Origin of the sequence: Bradyrhizobium sp. HKCCYLRH1030 (genome assembly GCF_051168395.1) — a bacterium.
Classification (GTDB): domain Bacteria; phylum Pseudomonadota; class Alphaproteobacteria; order Rhizobiales; family Xanthobacteraceae; genus Bradyrhizobium.
Map to the genome: position 1 here is coordinate 252,005 of NZ_JBNPUY010000004.1, position 16,363 is coordinate 268,367.

The 16,363-nt window shown below is 66.6% G+C and carries 13 protein-coding genes; 4 read left to right on the forward strand and 9 right to left on the reverse strand.

The genetic code is table 11. The features are described from left to right. Nucleotides 1–248: 248 nt before the first annotated feature. Nucleotides 249–1,433 carry a urate hydroxylase PuuD gene (locus ACQR1E_RS14265; RefSeq protein WP_315750267.1) on the reverse strand — a complete coding sequence of 395 codons (1,185 nt, stop codon included), beginning with the start codon at nucleotides 1,431–1,433 and terminating at the stop codon, nucleotides 249–251. Between the two features lie 199 nt (nucleotides 1,434–1,632). Between ACQR1E_RS14265 and ACQR1E_RS14270 the strand changes: the two genes are divergently transcribed. Beyond that, nucleotides 1,633–1,935: a hypothetical protein gene (locus ACQR1E_RS14270; protein WP_315750268.1), complete on the forward strand. Its 303-nt coding sequence runs from the start codon at nucleotides 1,633–1,635 to the stop codon at nucleotides 1,933–1,935. Between the two features lie 23 nt (nucleotides 1,936–1,958). Here the strand turns inward: ACQR1E_RS14270 and ACQR1E_RS14275 are convergent, their stop codons facing one another. Beyond that, on the reverse strand, nucleotides 1,959–4,673 hold the full coding sequence (locus ACQR1E_RS14275; protein WP_315750269.1) for a molybdopterin-dependent oxidoreductase: 2,715 nt from the start codon (nucleotides 4,671–4,673) through the stop codon (nucleotides 1,959–1,961). Beyond that, nucleotides 4,670–5,494, reverse strand: a complete 825-nt coding sequence (locus ACQR1E_RS14280; RefSeq protein ID WP_315750270.1) for an FAD binding domain-containing protein — start codon at nucleotides 5,492–5,494, stop codon at nucleotides 4,670–4,672. Before ACQR1E_RS14280 ends, ACQR1E_RS14275 begins: the two co-directional genes overlap by 4 nt. 140 nt (nucleotides 5,495–5,634) lie before the next feature. On the opposite strand from ACQR1E_RS14280, the gene ACQR1E_RS14285 reads away from it, so the two are divergent. Further along, nucleotides 5,635–6,981, forward strand: coding sequence for an 8-oxoguanine deaminase (locus ACQR1E_RS14285; RefSeq protein WP_434897191.1), 1,347 nt, complete (start codon nucleotides 5,635–5,637; stop codon nucleotides 6,979–6,981). Nucleotides 6,982–7,056: 75 nt separating this feature from the next. On the opposite strand, the gene ACQR1E_RS14290 is transcribed toward ACQR1E_RS14285, so the two are convergent. The 4 genes from ACQR1E_RS14290 to ACQR1E_RS14305 form a co-directional block, all read right to left on the reverse strand. Continuing rightward, nucleotides 7,057–8,136 carry a BMP family ABC transporter substrate-binding protein gene (locus ACQR1E_RS14290; RefSeq protein ID WP_315717790.1) on the reverse strand — a complete coding sequence of 360 codons (1,080 nt, stop codon included), beginning with the start codon at nucleotides 8,134–8,136 and terminating at the stop codon, nucleotides 7,057–7,059. An 81-nt stretch (nucleotides 8,137–8,217) separates the two neighbouring features. After that, the gene (locus ACQR1E_RS14295) at nucleotides 8,218–9,135 is read right to left on the reverse strand and encodes an ABC transporter permease (RefSeq protein ID WP_316201172.1); all 918 of its coding nucleotides are present in this window, start codon (nucleotides 9,133–9,135) and stop codon (nucleotides 8,218–8,220) included. After that, a complete protein-coding gene (locus tag ACQR1E_RS14300) occupies nucleotides 9,122–10,213 on the reverse strand; it encodes an ABC transporter permease (protein WP_315750273.1) in 1,092 nt (363 codons plus the stop codon). The genes ACQR1E_RS14295 and ACQR1E_RS14300 overlap by 14 nt, the downstream gene beginning before the upstream one ends. Then, nucleotides 10,197–11,762 carry an ABC transporter ATP-binding protein gene (locus tag ACQR1E_RS14305; protein WP_316171709.1) on the reverse strand — a complete coding sequence of 522 codons (1,566 nt, stop codon included), beginning with the start codon at nucleotides 11,760–11,762 and terminating at the stop codon, nucleotides 10,197–10,199. Before ACQR1E_RS14305 ends, ACQR1E_RS14300 begins: the two co-directional genes overlap by 17 nt. A gap of 578 nt (nucleotides 11,763–12,340) precedes the next feature. Between ACQR1E_RS14305 and ACQR1E_RS14310 the strand changes: the two genes are divergently transcribed. Then, a complete protein-coding gene (locus ACQR1E_RS14310) occupies nucleotides 12,341–13,462 on the forward strand; it encodes a hypothetical protein (RefSeq protein ID WP_315827085.1) in 1,122 nt (373 codons plus the stop codon). A gap of 52 nt (nucleotides 13,463–13,514) precedes the next feature. Here ACQR1E_RS14310 and ACQR1E_RS14315 read toward each other — a convergent pair whose 3' ends face one another. Then, nucleotides 13,515–14,036, reverse strand: coding sequence for a nucleoside deaminase (locus ACQR1E_RS14315; protein WP_434897192.1), 522 nt, complete (start codon nucleotides 14,034–14,036; stop codon nucleotides 13,515–13,517). 129 nt (nucleotides 14,037–14,165) lie between these two features. On the opposite strand from ACQR1E_RS14315, the gene ACQR1E_RS14320 reads away from it, so the two are divergent. Beyond that, the gene (locus ACQR1E_RS14320; protein ID WP_315750277.1) at nucleotides 14,166–15,128 is read left to right on the forward strand and encodes a cation diffusion facilitator family transporter; all 963 of its coding nucleotides are present in this window, start codon (nucleotides 14,166–14,168) and stop codon (nucleotides 15,126–15,128) included. 93 nt (nucleotides 15,129–15,221) lie between these two features. Here ACQR1E_RS14320 and ACQR1E_RS14325 read toward each other — a convergent pair whose 3' ends face one another. Beyond that, the gene (locus ACQR1E_RS14325; protein WP_315750278.1) at nucleotides 15,222–16,358 is read right to left on the reverse strand and encodes an MFS transporter; all 1,137 of its coding nucleotides are present in this window, start codon (nucleotides 16,356–16,358) and stop codon (nucleotides 15,222–15,224) included. Nucleotides 16,359–16,363 lie beyond the last annotated feature (5 nt).

The following is a 16,363-nucleotide window of genomic DNA, read 5'->3' on the forward strand; positions in this document are numbered from 1 at the left end:
CTTGTGCCGGCTTCGCGCATTCGTCGTGGGGAACCGAAGCGAGCATCCATCGTCGCCGAGGTCCGGCCTTCCCTGCGCCCTCTCGTTACGATGAGGGCCGAGATATCGCACGATCCGGGCGCATCGCGTCGCGGCAACGCGAAGCCGCGTCATCTCTCCGAGTAACGGATCAAATGCGTTTCTGCGCATCAGTACCCGACGAGACCGGCTGTTTGAGATGGCCAGCAAGACGATCGGCAGACGTGCTGCTACTGCGCGCTGGCCCACGCCGCGAGCACGGCGCGCTCCTCGCCGGTGATCTCGGTGATGTTGCCGGGCGGCATGGCGCTCGACCACGCCGCGTTGCGCGCGATCAGCCGCGCATTGCGCTGGATGTGCTCGGCGGTGTCGAGCCGCACGCCCCGGGGCGCGCTGACGATGCCGTCCCACACCGGCTCGGCGGCATGGCACATGCTGCAGCGGGAGGTCACGATCTCCTCGACCTGCGCGAAACTCGGCTGTGCCGTTGCGGCGACCTTGGCGTCGCGTGGGCCGGCCGCGGACAGCAGCAGGATGCCGATCATGCCGGCGGCGGCGACGCCCCACACCCACCATGGCGACGGGTTGCCCTTGTGACGCTCGTTGAAGAAATGCCGGATGACGGGTCCGAGCGCGAGCACGATGGCGACGATCACCCAATTGTAGCGGGTGCCGAACAAGAGCGGATAGTGATTGCTGATCATCAGCACCACCACCGGCAGGGTCAGATAGTTGTTGTGGACCGAGCGCTCCTTGCCGGCCTTGCCAAGCTTGGGATCCGGCGCCTCGCCGGCGAGCAGCGCGGCGACGATCTTCTTCTGGTTGGGGATGATCACCGCGAACACGTTGGCTACCATGATGGTGCCGATGATGGCGCCGATCTGGTTGAAGGCGCCGCGGCCGCTCAGCACGTGGGTGAAGGCGTAGGTGAGCGCGACGAGGAAGATGTAGCCGCCGATCGCGAATGGCAGTTCGTGCCGGGCAAGGCCGCTGCGGCAGGCGGCCTCGTAGAGCAGCCACGCCAGCGCCAGCGAGCCGAAGCTGAACAGGCCGGCCTGAAGGGGCGTGAGATCGAGGATCGACTTGTCCACCAGGAACAGGTCGGCGTTGAGATAGTACACCACGATCATCAGCACGAAGCCGGACAGCCAAGTGGTGTAGGCCTCCCATTTGAACCAGGTCAGCTCGCTCGGCATCTGCGCCGGGGCCACCAGATATTTGACGATGTGGTAGAAGCCGCCGCCATGCACCTGCCAGGCCTCGCCCATCACGCCGGTCGGCAGGCCCTCGCGCGGCCTCAGGCCGAGGTCGAGCGCAATGAAGTAGAACGAGCTGCCGATCCAGGCGACGGCGGCGATCACGTGCAGCCAGCGGAAGATCAGGCTCAGCCATTCCGATATGATCGAAGCCCACATCGTGCGCTCATCTCCTTCGACAGGGCAAGTCCAGAGCCGAGTGCCGGCGTCTCATCTGTGGCATCGATCGCATCTGATTTCCAGCGCGTCGCTGTGGCAGTCAGTGCACAACAGATTAGCTGTCATGCGCGCGTGATGCGGTGGACTCCGGCGGCGCGATTGCGTTCAATGTTCCGGTCTGACAAGCGGGACGGGCGGAATGACGAGACTGGTTCTGATCATGCTGGTGCTGGGACAGTTCGCTGGTGTGCCTCTGGCGGCGGCGCAGACCGCACCCAAGCAGAGCACGGCCAAGCGCGCCGATGCCTGCGCGCCGATCGGACGAACCGAGGACGGCAAGCTGGTCTATGCGATGAAATGCGAGAGCATCCCCAAGCCGGTCGCTCCCGCCGCCCCGCCACAGGCGGCCGCCCAGCCGTCGGAGCCGGCTGCGGAACCGGAGCCCGAGACCCGGCGGAGCGGCGTGTTCGGTTGGTCGTACGATCGCCGACCCAAGCCATAGCGCAGCCGTTTCCCCAGACCGGCTCATTCGCCGAATTTCTCCTGCAACTGCGGAAGCAGCCGGTCCGGCTTGAACGGCACGGCCGCGAAGCGGATGCCGGTCGCAGCGCGCAGCGCGTTGCCGAGCGCGGCGGCGACCGGATTATAGGGGCTCTCGCTCATCGACTTCGCCCCCAATGGGCCGATCGTGTCGTGGGTGTCGGCAAACAGCACCTCGGTGCGCGGCACGTCGGCATAGGACGGCAGGTGATAGTCGCGGAAGCGCGGATTGATCACGCGGCCCGTGTCGTCGATCACGATCTCCTCGTACAGCGCGGCACCGAGCGCTTGGGCCACGCCGCCCTCGACCTGGCCGCGGCACTGCATCGGATTGGCGACCCGGCCGGCATCCGCGGCCTGCACGCTCTTGAGGATCCTGACCTCGCCGGTCCCCTTGTTCACAGCGACGCGAAAACCCTGGACGTTGAACGCGACCGAGCGCGGCGTGCCCTGCGAACTGCCGCTCGCGGTGAGCGGCGATCCGCTGGCGTTCGCGAGCTCGGCGAAAGCGAGACGGTGTGCGCCGCAGGTGATTGCATCATCGGCGATCACGCAGGCGCCGGGAGCGACGTTCCACCTGTCGGCCGCGAACCGCTTGATCGTCTCGGCCAGCGCTTCGGCCGCAGCCTGGGTCGCGCGTCCCGCGACGAAGGTGCCTGTCGAGCCATAGGCGCCGGTGTCGTGGCCGCCATGCGCCGTGTCGGACTGTCTGAGGCTGATGCGACCGACCGTGGTGCCGAGCACGGTCGCGGCGATCTGGCGATGGACGGTGCTGGTGCCGTTGCCGAATTCGGCGGTGCCGACGGTGAGCACGAAGCCGCCGTCGTCGCGCAGGCTGACGGTGGCATCGGCGATATGTCCATCGGGCGGCACGGTGTCGATCATCGTCAGCGCGATGCCATCGCCCTTCAGCCACTCGGCCGCCAGCTCCGGCGTCGGCGTGGCCTCGGCCATCGCGCGCTCGACCAGATCGAGGCACTGGTCGAGCCCGTAGGAGCCGTACAGCACGTCGCTGGGCTCCGATGCCGGCGGCGCCAGCATGGCATCGCCCGGCCTGACGATGTTGCGGCGTCGCATCTCGAAAGCGTCGATGCCGAGCTGCCGCGCGAGCTCGTCGATCGCGGCTTCGACCGCGAAGGTGGTTTGCGGCAGGCCGTAGCCCCGATAGGCGCCGGCCGGCACCGTGTTGGTGTAGACGGCGAGGCCGTCGACCTTCTTGTTGGGACAATTGTAGACCGAGATCGACTCGGCGCAGGCATGGAGCAGCACGGGCCCGGCATGATTGCCGTAGGCACCGGTGTTGGAAAGAACATCGAGCTGCAGCGCGGTCAGCTTGCCATCCTTGTCGGCGCCGGCCTTGACCGTGAGGCGCATCGGATGCCGCGTCGAGGTCGCGATGAACTGCTCCTCTCTGGTGAATTCGAGCTTCACGGGGCGCTTTGTCTTCAGCGCGGCGAGCGCGAGGATATCCTCGACGAACATCTCCTGCTTGCCGCCGAAGCCGCCGCCGACGCGCTCGCAGAACACGCGGACATTATCGGGCGCGAGGTCGAAGATCTCGCACAGCGCCCGTTTCGTCAGGAACGGCACCTGCGTGCTGGAACGGACGGTAAGCGCGCCGTTCTCGTCGAGCCAGGCGAGACCGCCGTGCGTTTCAAGCGCCGCATGCTGCACCCGCTGGGTGGTGAAGGTGCCTTCATAGGTCGCGGCGGCCGACGCGAGCGCGGCGGCGACGTCGCCGAACTCGCCATGGGTCTCGGCGACGATGTTGCGGCCGACGTCCGCGATGCGATGCGCGCTGCCACGGCCGGCGTGAATGACCGGCGCGCCGGGCACGATCGCGTCAGCGGGATCGACCACGGCGGGCAGGATCTCGTAGTCGACGACGAGACGCCGACAGGCCTCTTCGGCCGCGGCCTCGGTCTCGGCGACGACGGCCGCGACCTTCTGGCCGATGAAGCGGACGACGTCGTCGAGCACGCGGGTGTCCGCCGGATCCATCCAGGCCTGCTCATGGCGCGCGGTGGAGAACAGCGTCGCCGGCGCATCCTCATGCGTCAGCACCGCGTGCACGCCCGGCACCGCCAGCGCAGCCCTCTTGTCGATGCCGGCGATGCGCGCATGCGCGTGCGGCGAGCGCGCGAGCTTGACGTGCAGCAGGCCTTCGACCGTCATGTCGAAGGTGTAGCGCGCCCGGCCGCGTACGACGTCGGGGCCGGCGGGGGCGGGCAGGCTGCGTCCGAAGGCTTCGCCGGCTGTGACCTGCTCGACATGAACGTGGCCGAGCAGCGCGTCCTCGATGGCGCGATAGCCGGTGCAGCGGCACAGATTGCCCTTCAGCGCCGCGCCGAGATCCTTCTTCTGCGCCTGGTTCAGCGAGGCACAGGTGACGATCATGCCGGCGGTGCAGAAGCCGCATTGGAACGCCTGCGCATCGAGGAAGGCGTGCTGCATCGGATGCAGGCCGTCATCGGTCGCGAGGCCTTCGACAGTCGTGACCGCCTTGCCATCGGCACGAAAGGCAGGGATCAGGCAGCTATGCACCGGTTCGCCGTCGAGCAGCACAGTGCAGGCACCGCAATCGCCGGCGTCGCAGCCTTTCTTGACGCCGAAATGGCCGGTGTCGCGCAGAAAGGTCCGCAGGCATTGCCCGGGGCGCGGGGCAGCATCGACCTCCTTGCCATCCACGATCACGTTCATGGCCTGAAGCCCGCGAGCTCGGCGCGGATCTCCTCGGCGAGGCGCAGAGTCATCGCCTTGCGCCAAGCGGGCTTGCCATGAACATCATCATGATACGACGCGTCTGGGATGCTGCCGAGAATGCCGGCGCGCAATTTGGTTGGGTCGGGCATCGTGGCGAAGCGCAGCTGCTGCGGCTTGATCGTCGATCCGGTTACCGTGAGCAGCAGGTCGCCGCTGCGGCCCGAGGTGCCGATCAGCAGCGCGCCGGAGCGTCCGACCGGGGTGAGGGCGATTTGGCGGAAGGCAGTGCGGCGCTTGAGCGCGGCCAGCGGAACGTCGATCTGGCGCAGCAGATCTCCAGGCGCGAGCACGTTGCTGTTGTTTCCGGTGACGAAGTCGGTGACCTGGATGCGCTGCTCGCTGCCGTCGTTCTTCCAGATCGTGCAGACGCCCTCGAGCGCGGCGAGCAGCGAGATCATCGGCCCGGCCGGCAGCGACATGCAGAGATTGCCGCCCACGGTCGCCGTCTTCCAGATCTTGAACGAAGCGAGGAACGCGCGGCAGCATCGATCGATCAGCGGCGCCGCGATCCACTCGGCCGGGCAGGGCAGCGCGTCCAGATCGGCGACGCTGCAGGTCGCGGCGATGCACAGGCCCTGATCGCTGATGCTGAGAGACGGCCAGGCGAGATCGCTGAGATCGATCAGCCGCGACAGGCGCGGCTGCGGTTCCGAGAAAAGCCACGTGCCGCCGGCCAGCCAGGCATCGCCTGCCTGCCAGCTGGGCAGCTCGGCCCGCGTCCTCGGGCGCACGACCGCCGTGATGGTGTTCAGATCCATGGTGAAGCCAGCTCGTGGGCGCAGCCTATCGCGGGTGGAATCCTTGCAAGACCAGCGCCAACTGGCAATAGGATGACGCTGGCCTTCCGCTTGCAAGTTACCGGCACATGCAAACGCCCAATCACCGAGACGAGGCAGCCATGAGCACGACGCCGATCTGGATCAAGGACCCGCTAGCCATTCTCGCCGAGGGTGCTGCGCGCGGTGTCGTCGTCAAGGACGGCCGCATCGCCGAGCTGGTGCCTACCGGGGCCAAGCCGGCCACCGCTGATGCGGCGATCTATGATGCCAGCGGGCATGTCATGATCCCCGGGCTGATCAACACCCATCATCACTTCTACCAGACGCTGACGCGCGCGCTGCCGGCTGCGATGGACCGCGAGCTGTTCCCCTGGCTGAAGGCGCTCTATCCGATCTGGGCGAAGCTGACGCCGGAGGCATTGGATGCGGCGGTCACGGTCGCGATGGCCGAGCTGACGCTGTCCGGCTGCACGACGACGACCGATCATCACTACGTGTTTCCGGCCGGCCTCGAGGACGCGGTCGGCATCGAGGTGGCGGCTGCGAAGCGGCTGGGCATTCGAGTGCTATTGACCCGCGGCTCGATGAACCTGTCCGAGCGCGACGGCGGACTGCCGCCGGACAGTGTGGTGCAGGACGAGGATACGATCCTCGCCGACAGCGAGCGCGTGGTCGCGACCTATCACGAGCGCGGGCCGGATGCGATGGTGCAGATCGCGCTGGCGCCGTGCTCGCCGTTTTCGGTCACGGGATCGCTGATGCAGAAGACGGCCGATCTCGCCGACGAGCTCGACGTGCGGCTGCATACCCATCTCGCGGAGACCGAGGACGAGAACCGCTTCTGCGAGGCGATGTTCGGCTGCCGTCCGCTCGACTATCTGGAGAAGCATGGCTGGCTCGGACCGCGAACCTGGCTGGCGCACGGCATCTTCTTCAATGCCGAGGAGATGAAACGGCTCGGCAAGGCCAAGACCGCGATCACTCACTGCGCCTGCTCGAACCAGTTGCTCGCATCCGGCTGCTGCCCGGTGTGCGAGATGGAGGAGGCGGGCGTCGGGATCGGCCTCGGCGTCGACGGCTCGGCGTCGAACGACGGCTCAAACCTGATGCAGGAGGTGCGTGCCGCGTTCCTGCTGCAGCGGGCGCGCTACGGCGTTGGCCGGATCAGCCACAAGGATGCGCTGCGCTGGGCAACCAAGGGCTCGGCCGCCTGCGTCGGCCGGCCGGAGCTCGGCGAGATCGCGGTGGGCAAGGCCGCCGACCTCGCACTGTTCAAACTCGACGAGCTGCGCTTCTCGGGTTCAGGGGATCCGATCGCCGCGCTGGTGCTCTGCGGCGCCCACCGCGCCGACCGCGTGATGGTCGGCGGCCGCTGGACCGTGATCGACGGCGCAATTCCGGGACTGGACGTCGGCGGGCTGATCGATCGGCACAGCGCGGCCGCCAAGGCCATGCGGGGAGGGTGAAGCGCGCAGCGTTGGAAAATATCCGCTCGAGAACTCCCCCCGACGTGTGGGGGGAGTTCCTGCCGGGTGCTGCGTCTACTTGCCCGGCACCTTGTCGTCGACGCCCTTGACATAGAAGTTCATGCCGAGAATCTGGCCGTCGGCGAGATGGTCGCCGCCCTTGCACTCGATCTCCTTGCCGTCCTGGCCGAGCACGGGGCACTTGAACGGGTGCAGCTTGCCGGCGGTGATCGCGGCCTGGGTCTCCTCGGCCAGCTTCTTCACGTCATCTGGCATGTTGGTATAGGGCGCCATCTCGAACATCTTGGAATCGAGGCCGCCCCAGGTGTCCTCCGACTTCCAGGTGCCGTCGAGCTCGGCCTTGACGCGCGCGATGTAGTAGGGGCCCCAGGTGTCGAGGATCGAGGTGAGCTGCGCCTTGGGGCCGAACTTGATCATCTCGGAGTCCTGGCCGAAGGCGAGCTTGCCGCGCTCGGCGGCGATCTGCATGGCAGCCGGGCTGTCGGTGTGCTGCATGATGATGTCGGCGCCCTGGTCGATCAGTGCCTTGGCGGCGTCGGCTTCCTTGCCCGGGTCGAACCAGGTGTTGGCCCAGATGATCTTGACCTTGATGTTCGGATTGACCGTCTGCGCGCCGATGATGGTGGCGTTGATGCCCGAAATGACCTCCGGGATCGGGAACGAGCCGATATAGCCGAGCACGCCGGCCTTCGACATCTTGCCGGCGATGATGCCCTGGATGTAGCGGCCCTGATACCAGCGCGCCGAATAGGTCGACATGTTCTTGTCGCGCTTGTAGCCCGTGGCGTGCTCGAAATGCACGTTGGGATACTTCTTGGCGACCTTCAGGGTCGGATCCATGTAGCCGAACGAGGTCGTGAAGATCAGCTTGTTGCCGGCGCGGACCAACTGCTCGATGGCGCGCTCGGCGTCCGGGCCTTCCGGTACGTTCTCCAGATAGGTCGTCTCGATCTTGTCACCGAGCTCCTTCACCAGCGCCTGGCGCGCGAGCTCATGCTGATAGGTCCAGCCGAGGTCGCCGATCGGCCCGAGGTAGATGAAGCCGACCTTCAGCTTGTCGGCAGCGTGCGCCACGCCGGCAATGCTTCCCGCCAGCACCAGCGCGGCGGCAGCCCCCAGAAGCCTTTTCATCATCGTCCATGCCTCCAAACAATCCGGGGAAGACCTCGTGAGCCAGAGCACCGCGCCCCATCGCTGGCGCTCCGGATGATTGGTTCAGCGATCCGGCACGAACACCGTCCCCAGCGCTGCCGGCGCGGTGGAGCCGCCGGTGCGGGCGCGCGACAGCAGCACCAGGACGATCACGGTGGCGAGGTATGGCAGCGCCGACATGAACTGCGAGGGGATGCCGACGCCGGCGCCCTGCGCATGCAGCTGCAGAATCGTCACCGCACCGAACAGGTAGGCGCCGATGACAAGGCGGCCCGGTCGCCAGGATGCGAACACGACCAGCGCCAGCGCGATCCAGCCGCGCCCCGCGGTCATGCCGGGAATGAAGAACGGCGTATAAGCCAGCGGCAGATAGGCGCCGGCGAGCCCGGCGCAGCCGCCGCCGAACAGCACCGCGAGCAAACGGATGCGCAGCACGGGATAGCCGAGCGCGTGGGCGGAGACATGGTTGTCGCCGCAGGCGCGCAGCACCAGGCCGGCACGGGTGCGGTACAGAAACCACCAGACGGCGATGATCAAGGCGAGCGACAGATAGACGAACGCATCCTCGCCGAACGCGATACGGCCGACCAGCGGGATGTCGCTGAGGCCGGGAATGGAAAGGTGCGGCGCGGTGCTGATGCGTTCGCCGACAAAGCGCGCGCCGATCAGGCCGGACAGACCGGTGCCGAGGATGGTCAGCGCGAGGCCCGTCGCCACCTGGTTCACGGCGAGGCCGAGGGTCATGAACGCGAAGATCAGCGACATCAGCATGCCGGCGACGATGCCGCACAGCGCGCCGACGATGATCGAGCCGGACAGCCAGGCCCCGCCGAAGCCGCAGGCCGCGCCGACGATCATCATGCCCTCGACGCCGAGGTTGAGGACGCCCGAGCGCTCGGTGACCAGCTCGCCGGTGGCCGCCAGCAGCAGCGGCGTCGATGCTGCGAGCACCGACAGGATGATTGCTTCAACCAGCACCACTTTGCACCTGCCGCGCGGCGAAGACGAGCTTGAAACGGTAGAGGATGAGCGAATCGCAGGCGAGCACGTAGAACAGCAGGATGCCCTGGAACACCTTGGTCACATCGAGCGGAATCTTCATCGTGATCTGGGCCTGCTCGCCGCCAATGAACGTCAATGCGAGAAAGAGCCCTGCAATGAATATTCCAACCGGATTGAGCCGTCCGAGGAAGGCCACGATGATCGCGGTGAAGCCATAGCCCGGCGAGATGCCAGGCTGCAGATGTCCGATGGGTCCCGCCACCTCGATGATCCCTGCGAGACCGGCCAATGCGCCCGACACGGCGAACGTCAGAAGGATGAGCTGGTTCGCATTGAAGCCGCCGAACCGCGCCGCACGCGGCGCCACGCCCACGACTCGGATCTCGAACCCCTTGATGGTGCGCTCGAGCAGCACGAAGGCGCCGGCAACGACAATCAGCGCGATGATGCTGCCGAGATGCAGGCGTCCGCCCTCGATCAGCACCGGCACGGTGGCGACCGGATCGAACTCCGCCGTGGTGGGGAAGTTGAAGCCGGCGGGATCGCGCCAGGGGCCGCGAACGAGATAGTCGAGCAGGAGATCGGCGACATAGACCAGCATCAGGCTGATGAGAATCTCGCTGGCGCCGAACTTGACGCGGCACAGCGCCGGGATCAGCGCATAGAGCGCGCCGGCTGCGGCGCCCGCGACCAGCATCGCCGGCAGCACCCAGTGTCCCGCTTCGGTGCCTTGCGTCTTCACCGCGATCCAGCTGCCGGCAACGGCCCCGATCAGGAACTGGCCCTCGGCACCGATGTTCCAGGCGTTGGCGAGGTAGCACAGCGACAAGCCGATCGCGATCATGACCAGCGGCGTGGCCTTCACGGCGATCTCCTGTAGCGAATAGCCGTCGGTGAGCGGCGCGATGAAGTAGACGCCGAGCGCGGTGATCGGGTTCTTGCCGAGCACGGCGAACAGCACGCTCATGGTCACCAGCGTCAGTCCGATCGCGATCAACGGCGAAACCAGCGCGATGGTGCGCGAGCGCTCGGCGCGCTTCTCAAGCACGAGCTGCATGCGCCGCCTCCTTCTCGAGGCTGGCGCCGCCCATCAACAGGCCGAGCCTTTCCCGCGTCGCCTCCGCGCGTGGCAGCGCCTCCGACAAGTGTCCGTGAAACATCACCGCGATGCGGTCGGCGATCTCGATCAGTTCGTCGAGGTCCTGGCTGGTGACGAGGACTGCAGCGCCCGCGCTGGCGAGATCGATCAGCGCCTGGCGGATGATCGCGGCGGCGCCTGCGTCGACGCCCCAGGTCGGCTGATTGACGACCAGCACCGCCGGCGTGCGCAGGATCTCGCGGCCGACGACGAACTTCTGCAAATTCCCGCCGGACAGGCTCGCCGCTTCCGGATCGCGCTTGGCCTTGCGGACATCGAACGTCTCGGTCGTCAGATCGACCGTCCGCAATGTCGCTGCGGCGTTGATGAAGCCGTGCCGGACCATATCGCCCGCAGCGTGTCCGGTCAGTAGCGCATTCTCGGACAACCTCATCCGCGGCGCGGTGCCATGCCCCAGCCGCTCCTCCGGCACGAACGCCGCGCCCATCTTGCGGCGCTCGGTGATCGAGAGATTGCCGCAGGCGAGGCCGTCGATGATGATCGCGCCGGGCTCTTTGACGAGGCGTTCGCCGGACAACGCAGCAAACAGCTCGTCCTGGCCGTTGCCGGCGACACCGGCGATGCCGAGGATCTCGCCGCCCTTCAGCTCGAAGGAAATGTTCTTGAGACCCACGCCATGCAGCTCGCTGGGGGCGAGGGTGAGATCATTGACGACCAGACGCGGCACGGTGGTGCGCCGCTCGGCCGGCGGCTTCACGTCCTTGATCTCGGTCCCCACCATCATGCGCGCCAGCGAGGCAGCCGTCTCCAGCTTCGGATTGCAGGTCGCGACCTTCCTGCCGCCGCGCAGGATGGTGGCAGTGTCGCACAGCCGCTTCACCTCTTCGAGCTTGTGGCTGATGTAGAGGATGGCGCGGCCTTCTGCTTTCAGTCGCTCGAGCACGACGAACAACTGGTCGGCCTCCTGCGGCGTCAACACGGCGGTGGGCTCGTCCAGGATGAGGAATTTCGGATTCTGCATGAGCGCGCGCACGATCTCGATGCGCTGCCGCTCGCCCACCGACAGTTGCCAGACTTCGCGCTTCGGATCGAGCGGCAGTCCGTAGTCGCGCGCGACGTCCGCGAGCCGCGCCGACATGGCCTTGAATGGCTCCTTGCCATCGAGCCCGAGCGCCACGTTCTCAGCCACCGTGAGGTTGTCGAACAGGGAGAAATGCTGAAATACCATGCCGATGCCGAGGGATCGCGCTTCCGCGGGACCGGACAGCGTGATGGGCACACCCTGCCAGCGCAGCTCACCGGCGCTCGGCTGCACCAGTCCGTAGATCGTCTTCACCAGCGTCGACTTCCCGGCGCCGTTCTCGCCGAGCAAGGCGTGAATCTCGCGTGGCCGGATCTCGATGTCGATCTTGTCGTTGGCAACGAAGTCGCCATAGCGCTTGGTCAATCCGATCGTCTGCAGGAGCGGAGGCGTAGGGTTCGGATCGGCCGGCGCGGGGTCAGGCATTTGCTGCGTCATGGGGCAGGGGAATGAAGCTGCCTCAATTGTGATCTAATTTGCCGCGGCGCGTAAGAGGCGAAAAGCGCCATCGTCTGCCCAACTCTTGTCCAAGCGTCCATCGCGCCGCGTTCGGCGAATGCAGTGCGCCAGCGGTTGCAGGCATCACGTCCCGCAATCGGTCGAGCGGAGCGAACGATAAAGTTCTGTGGCAGTTTTGAGACACCGGCCGGAAATCGATCCGCCCGCAGCACGTTGCCCGTTGGATGAGCAGCGTCATCCCATGCGCGTCCAGGGGCGCGCTTGCGCTCGCGCGTTGCCGCGAACGCGCGCGGAAGGCCAGGCGGGGCTTTTCGGAAAAACTTCAGCAATGTGAAGCCGCAAGATCGGGGTCTGGGAGCATCGTGGCCGCGGCCAATCGTCCCATGCCCAAGCTCGCGACCGATGTCGTCGCCGCTGCAATACGGCGGAACCTTGATCAAACTGCGGGCAAGTCCTGGAGAAAGTTGAGGCTTCTCCCACCCGTGGAACGGCGCAACTGTGCATGCAGGTCGGGAATCGGCGCTTGTCAACTGGGGGTGTTCTGAATGTCGTTACGTCAAACAATCGCGGCGGTCGTCGCAATGGGCGCGGCAGCGCTGACGTCGGTCGGTGCAGCGGGGGCCGCTGACCTGTCCGCCAAGGCGATCGCGAAGAAGGCGCCGGCCGAGGTGCCGTTCTTCCTCGTCGTCGACAATCGCGTCAGCTACTCCTATATCTTCGATGCCAGCCAGCCTGGTGCATGGAGTGTCAACGGCAACGGCACATTCAACGCCAAGACCGCCAAGCAGGTCTACTCGTTCACCCATTTCGACGTCTGGGGTTACGGCACCAACTTCTTCACGATCTCGCTGTTCAAGTCGGACCACAACGACCCCGCTGGGCCGTGCACGCAGACCGGCGGGATCGTGTCGCCCAACGCAGGTTTCGCCTTCACGCCGGCGAGCTGTGCCGGTGCGACCGAAATCTACGGACTGTTCCGCTCGACCTTCGGCTGGAACCAGATCTTCAACACCAAGGCCTTCACGATGGGCCCGCTGCAGAACATTTCGTTCGAGGTGGGCATGGATGCCAATACCGAGAACCGCTATTTCGGCGCCGCCAAACGCGACGTGGTTGCCGGCCTGCAGTTCGCGTTCAACCTGCCCTACAAGGGCTATTTCAACGTCGCTCCCCTGATGTATTGGGAGTTCGCCAACCACAATTCGTTCTCGCAGTGCGGGGCCGGCTGGTCGAACCCCTGCATCAATGACGGCAATACCTCGTTCAAGCCGACCTGGGCCGTCGAGACCAACTACTACATGGATCTCGGCTTCCTGCCGGAGAGCATGCAGTTCTTCTCGATCTCGGGCCGCGCCGGCTGGTACGGCAAGAAGGGCACCGACACCGAGCCGCTCCCGGCCAGCGTCGCGAACGGCGTCTATCCGACCAAGATCGAGTTCAATTCCGAGCCGATCCGCCTGACCTTCGATGCGTCGAAGGCGATGTGGGGTGAGAAGCAGAGCCACCTGATCGACGTCTGGGTGGCCTATCGCTACTGGCAGAACAAGTTCGGCCTCGACCACAACAACGCGGTCGGCTGTTCCGTCGCCGGTGTCGGCGGCACCCGCGTCGCCACGGGCGCCTGCACCGAGTCGTCGCTGTATTCGGGCGTGACCGTGAAGTTCTGATATCGATCGAGCCACGCAAGCAGGCGCCGCGCCTCCGGTCGCGGCGCCTGCTTCATTTGTCCCAGGCTCCCTCATGCAGCGTCGCGGCTTCCTCCTCCAACAGGGGGCCGACGACTTCGGTCGCACGCTGGCCGCTCGCGAACACGTCGCGGCACGGCAGGTCGAGGGTCGGGTTCTCCGGATGATTGCCGGTAATGCCGCGCAGCCGCCGCTCACTGAGGCCATAGACCACGCGTCCGATGCCGGCCCAGTAGATGGCGCCCGCGCACATCGCGCACGGCTCTGCCGACGAATACAGCGTGGCCGCCGCCCTGATCTCGGGCGCTAGCGAAACGCAGGCCTGGGTCGCGACCAGCCGCTCGGCATGGGCCGTGGCGTCATGAGCTGGCATGTAGCCGTTCTCGGCCTCGATCAGAACGCGGCCGTCGGCAGCGATCAGCACCGCTCCGAATGGAGGATTGCCGTTGGATGTCGCGCGGCGGGCGATGGCGAAGCTGTGGCGCAGGAAATCTGCGTCCCGGTCTTGGGCGCCGGCTTGCCTCTGTCCGTCTCTCGCCTCATCTCTCGGCGCCATCGTCACTCTGCTCCGTTGCGGATCGGGCGATCCTGCTCCGGCGCGGCGACGTCCGCAAGCGCGCCACGGGAACCGATGCCCCGCAGCTCGCGTTGCCCGGCGCACGAGCGCAGGGAACAGGCAGGCGACATGGCGGCAAACGCGGATTCCAAGGTTGCCGTCTATGCCGCGCTTGCCGGCAATCTGCTCGTGGCCTGCACCAAGACCGCCGCGGCGGTGTGGACCGGCAGCTCGGCCATGATGAGCGAGGCGATCCACTCCGCCGTCGACACCTCGAACGAACTGCTGCTGCTCTACGGCTTTCATCGCGCAAGCCGTCCGCCCGACCAGCGGCATCCGCTCGGCCATGGCCGTGAGCTCTATTTCTGGAGCTTCATCGTCGCGCTGCTCTTGTTCGCGCTGGGCGCCGGCGTCTCGCTGTATGAAGGCGTGACGCACCTGATGCATCCGCGGCCGATCGAAGACCCGACGGTGAACTACGTCGTGCTCGGGCTCTCCTTCGTGTTCGAGGCAGGCTCCTGGTGGGTGGCGGTGCGGCGGTTTCGCGCGGCTGCGCCGGGTCTCTCCTATCTCGAGGCGTTCAGGCGCAGCAAGGACCCGCCGGCCTTCATGGTCGTGTTCGAGGACAGCGCGGCACTGATCGGCATCGTGATTGCTGCTGCCGCGATGGCTGCGGCCGTCGCCTTCGATGAGCCGGCATGGGACGGCATCGGATCGATCCTGATCGGTGTGCTGCTTGCGGCGACCTCGATGGTGCTCGCGCGGGAGAGCAAGAGTCTCCTGATCGGCGAGCCGGCGGACCCGGAGCTGGCGCGTTCGATCCTCGACATCGCGCGCAAGAGGAAGGGCGTCAAGTCAGCCAATGGCCTGCTCACGGTGCAGCTGTCACCGCAGCATGTCGTTGTCGCGCTGAGCATCGAGTTTGCGGACGATCAGCGCGCCGACGACATTGAGCGCGCCGTGGTTGCGATCGAGAGCGAGCTGAGGGCGCGGCATCCGATCGTCGCGGCGCTGTTCGTCAAGCCGCAGACCGGTGCGCGCTATCAGGAAATGCGCGAGAGCGTGCTCCAAGATGGTTCGGCGCCGGCGTGAGACCGGCAGCTCAGCGATAGACGACGTCGCTTCGTGCAGACGAATGGCCGAGGCATGAGATGCCGGGTCAAACCGGAGCGGCGCGCCTCGTTCCTAAGGCTGCGTGCTCGCGGCCAACGGCGCACTCAGCAGCACGATGACGAGCAGTGCGGCCAACATCCAGAATGCGGCCGGCAGGCTGGTGGCTGCGGCGATGAAGCCGATGCCTGCGGGGCCCAGCAGCACGCCTGAGTAGCCTGCGGTGGTGACGGCCGCGACGGCCAGCCCGACCGGCATGGCGGTCTGCGCCCCGGCTCGGCGGAACAGCACTGGGACCAGGTTCGACGCGCCGAGGCCGATCAGCGCAAAGCCCGCCATGGCAGCAGCAACCCACGGAGCCGCGAGCAGCAGGACGAAGCCCGCGATGGCGATGGCGCTGCCCCCGAGCAACGTTGCGCGATCACCGATCCGTGCAACCACGGCGTCACCGACGAGGCGCCCTGCGGTCATTGCGATCGAGAACATGATGTAGCCCAATCCGGCCTGCGCGGCCGGCAGGCGGCCGGAACTGGCGAGCAGCAGCGCGCTCCAGTCGAGCATCGCGCCTTCGACCAGGAACATGATCGCGGCGAGCGCCGCCAGCAGCAGCACCGCGCCGTGCGGAAGCACGAGCAGAGGCCCCGATTGCGCGGGTTTGCTCGCCATCAGTCGCGGGGCGGCCACGATCATCGCGGCCAGGGCGAGCGCACAACAAGCGAGTGTGCCGAGCAGCGGCGCGACGTCGAACGCGAGCAGCGCCGTCATGACGCCGGAGCCCGCGAAGCCGCCGATGCTGAACTGGGCATGGAAACCTGACATCAGCGGACGCTCGCTCAGCCGCTCGACGTCGATCGCCTGGATGTTCACCGCGACGTCGAGCGAGCCCAGCGCCGCACCGAAGGCGAACAATGCGAGTGCGAGAGTCGCTGGCGTTGCTGCGATCGCCAGCAGTGGCAGGAACAGCGCGAGAGCGATGCCGCTGACGATGACGACCGGCTTGCTGCCATAATGGGCGCTCAGCAGCCCGGCGGCCAGCATCGATGCGACTGAGCCCACGCCGAGCGAGAGCAGTAGCAGCCCGAGCGTCGCATCATCGACGCCGAGCCGCTGTTTGGCAAACGGCACCAGCGGTGCCCAGCAGGCGATGCCGAAGCCGGCGACGAAGAAGGCCAGGCGGGTCGCGAGCCGCGCCCCGCTGTGATCAGAACTCATTTGGA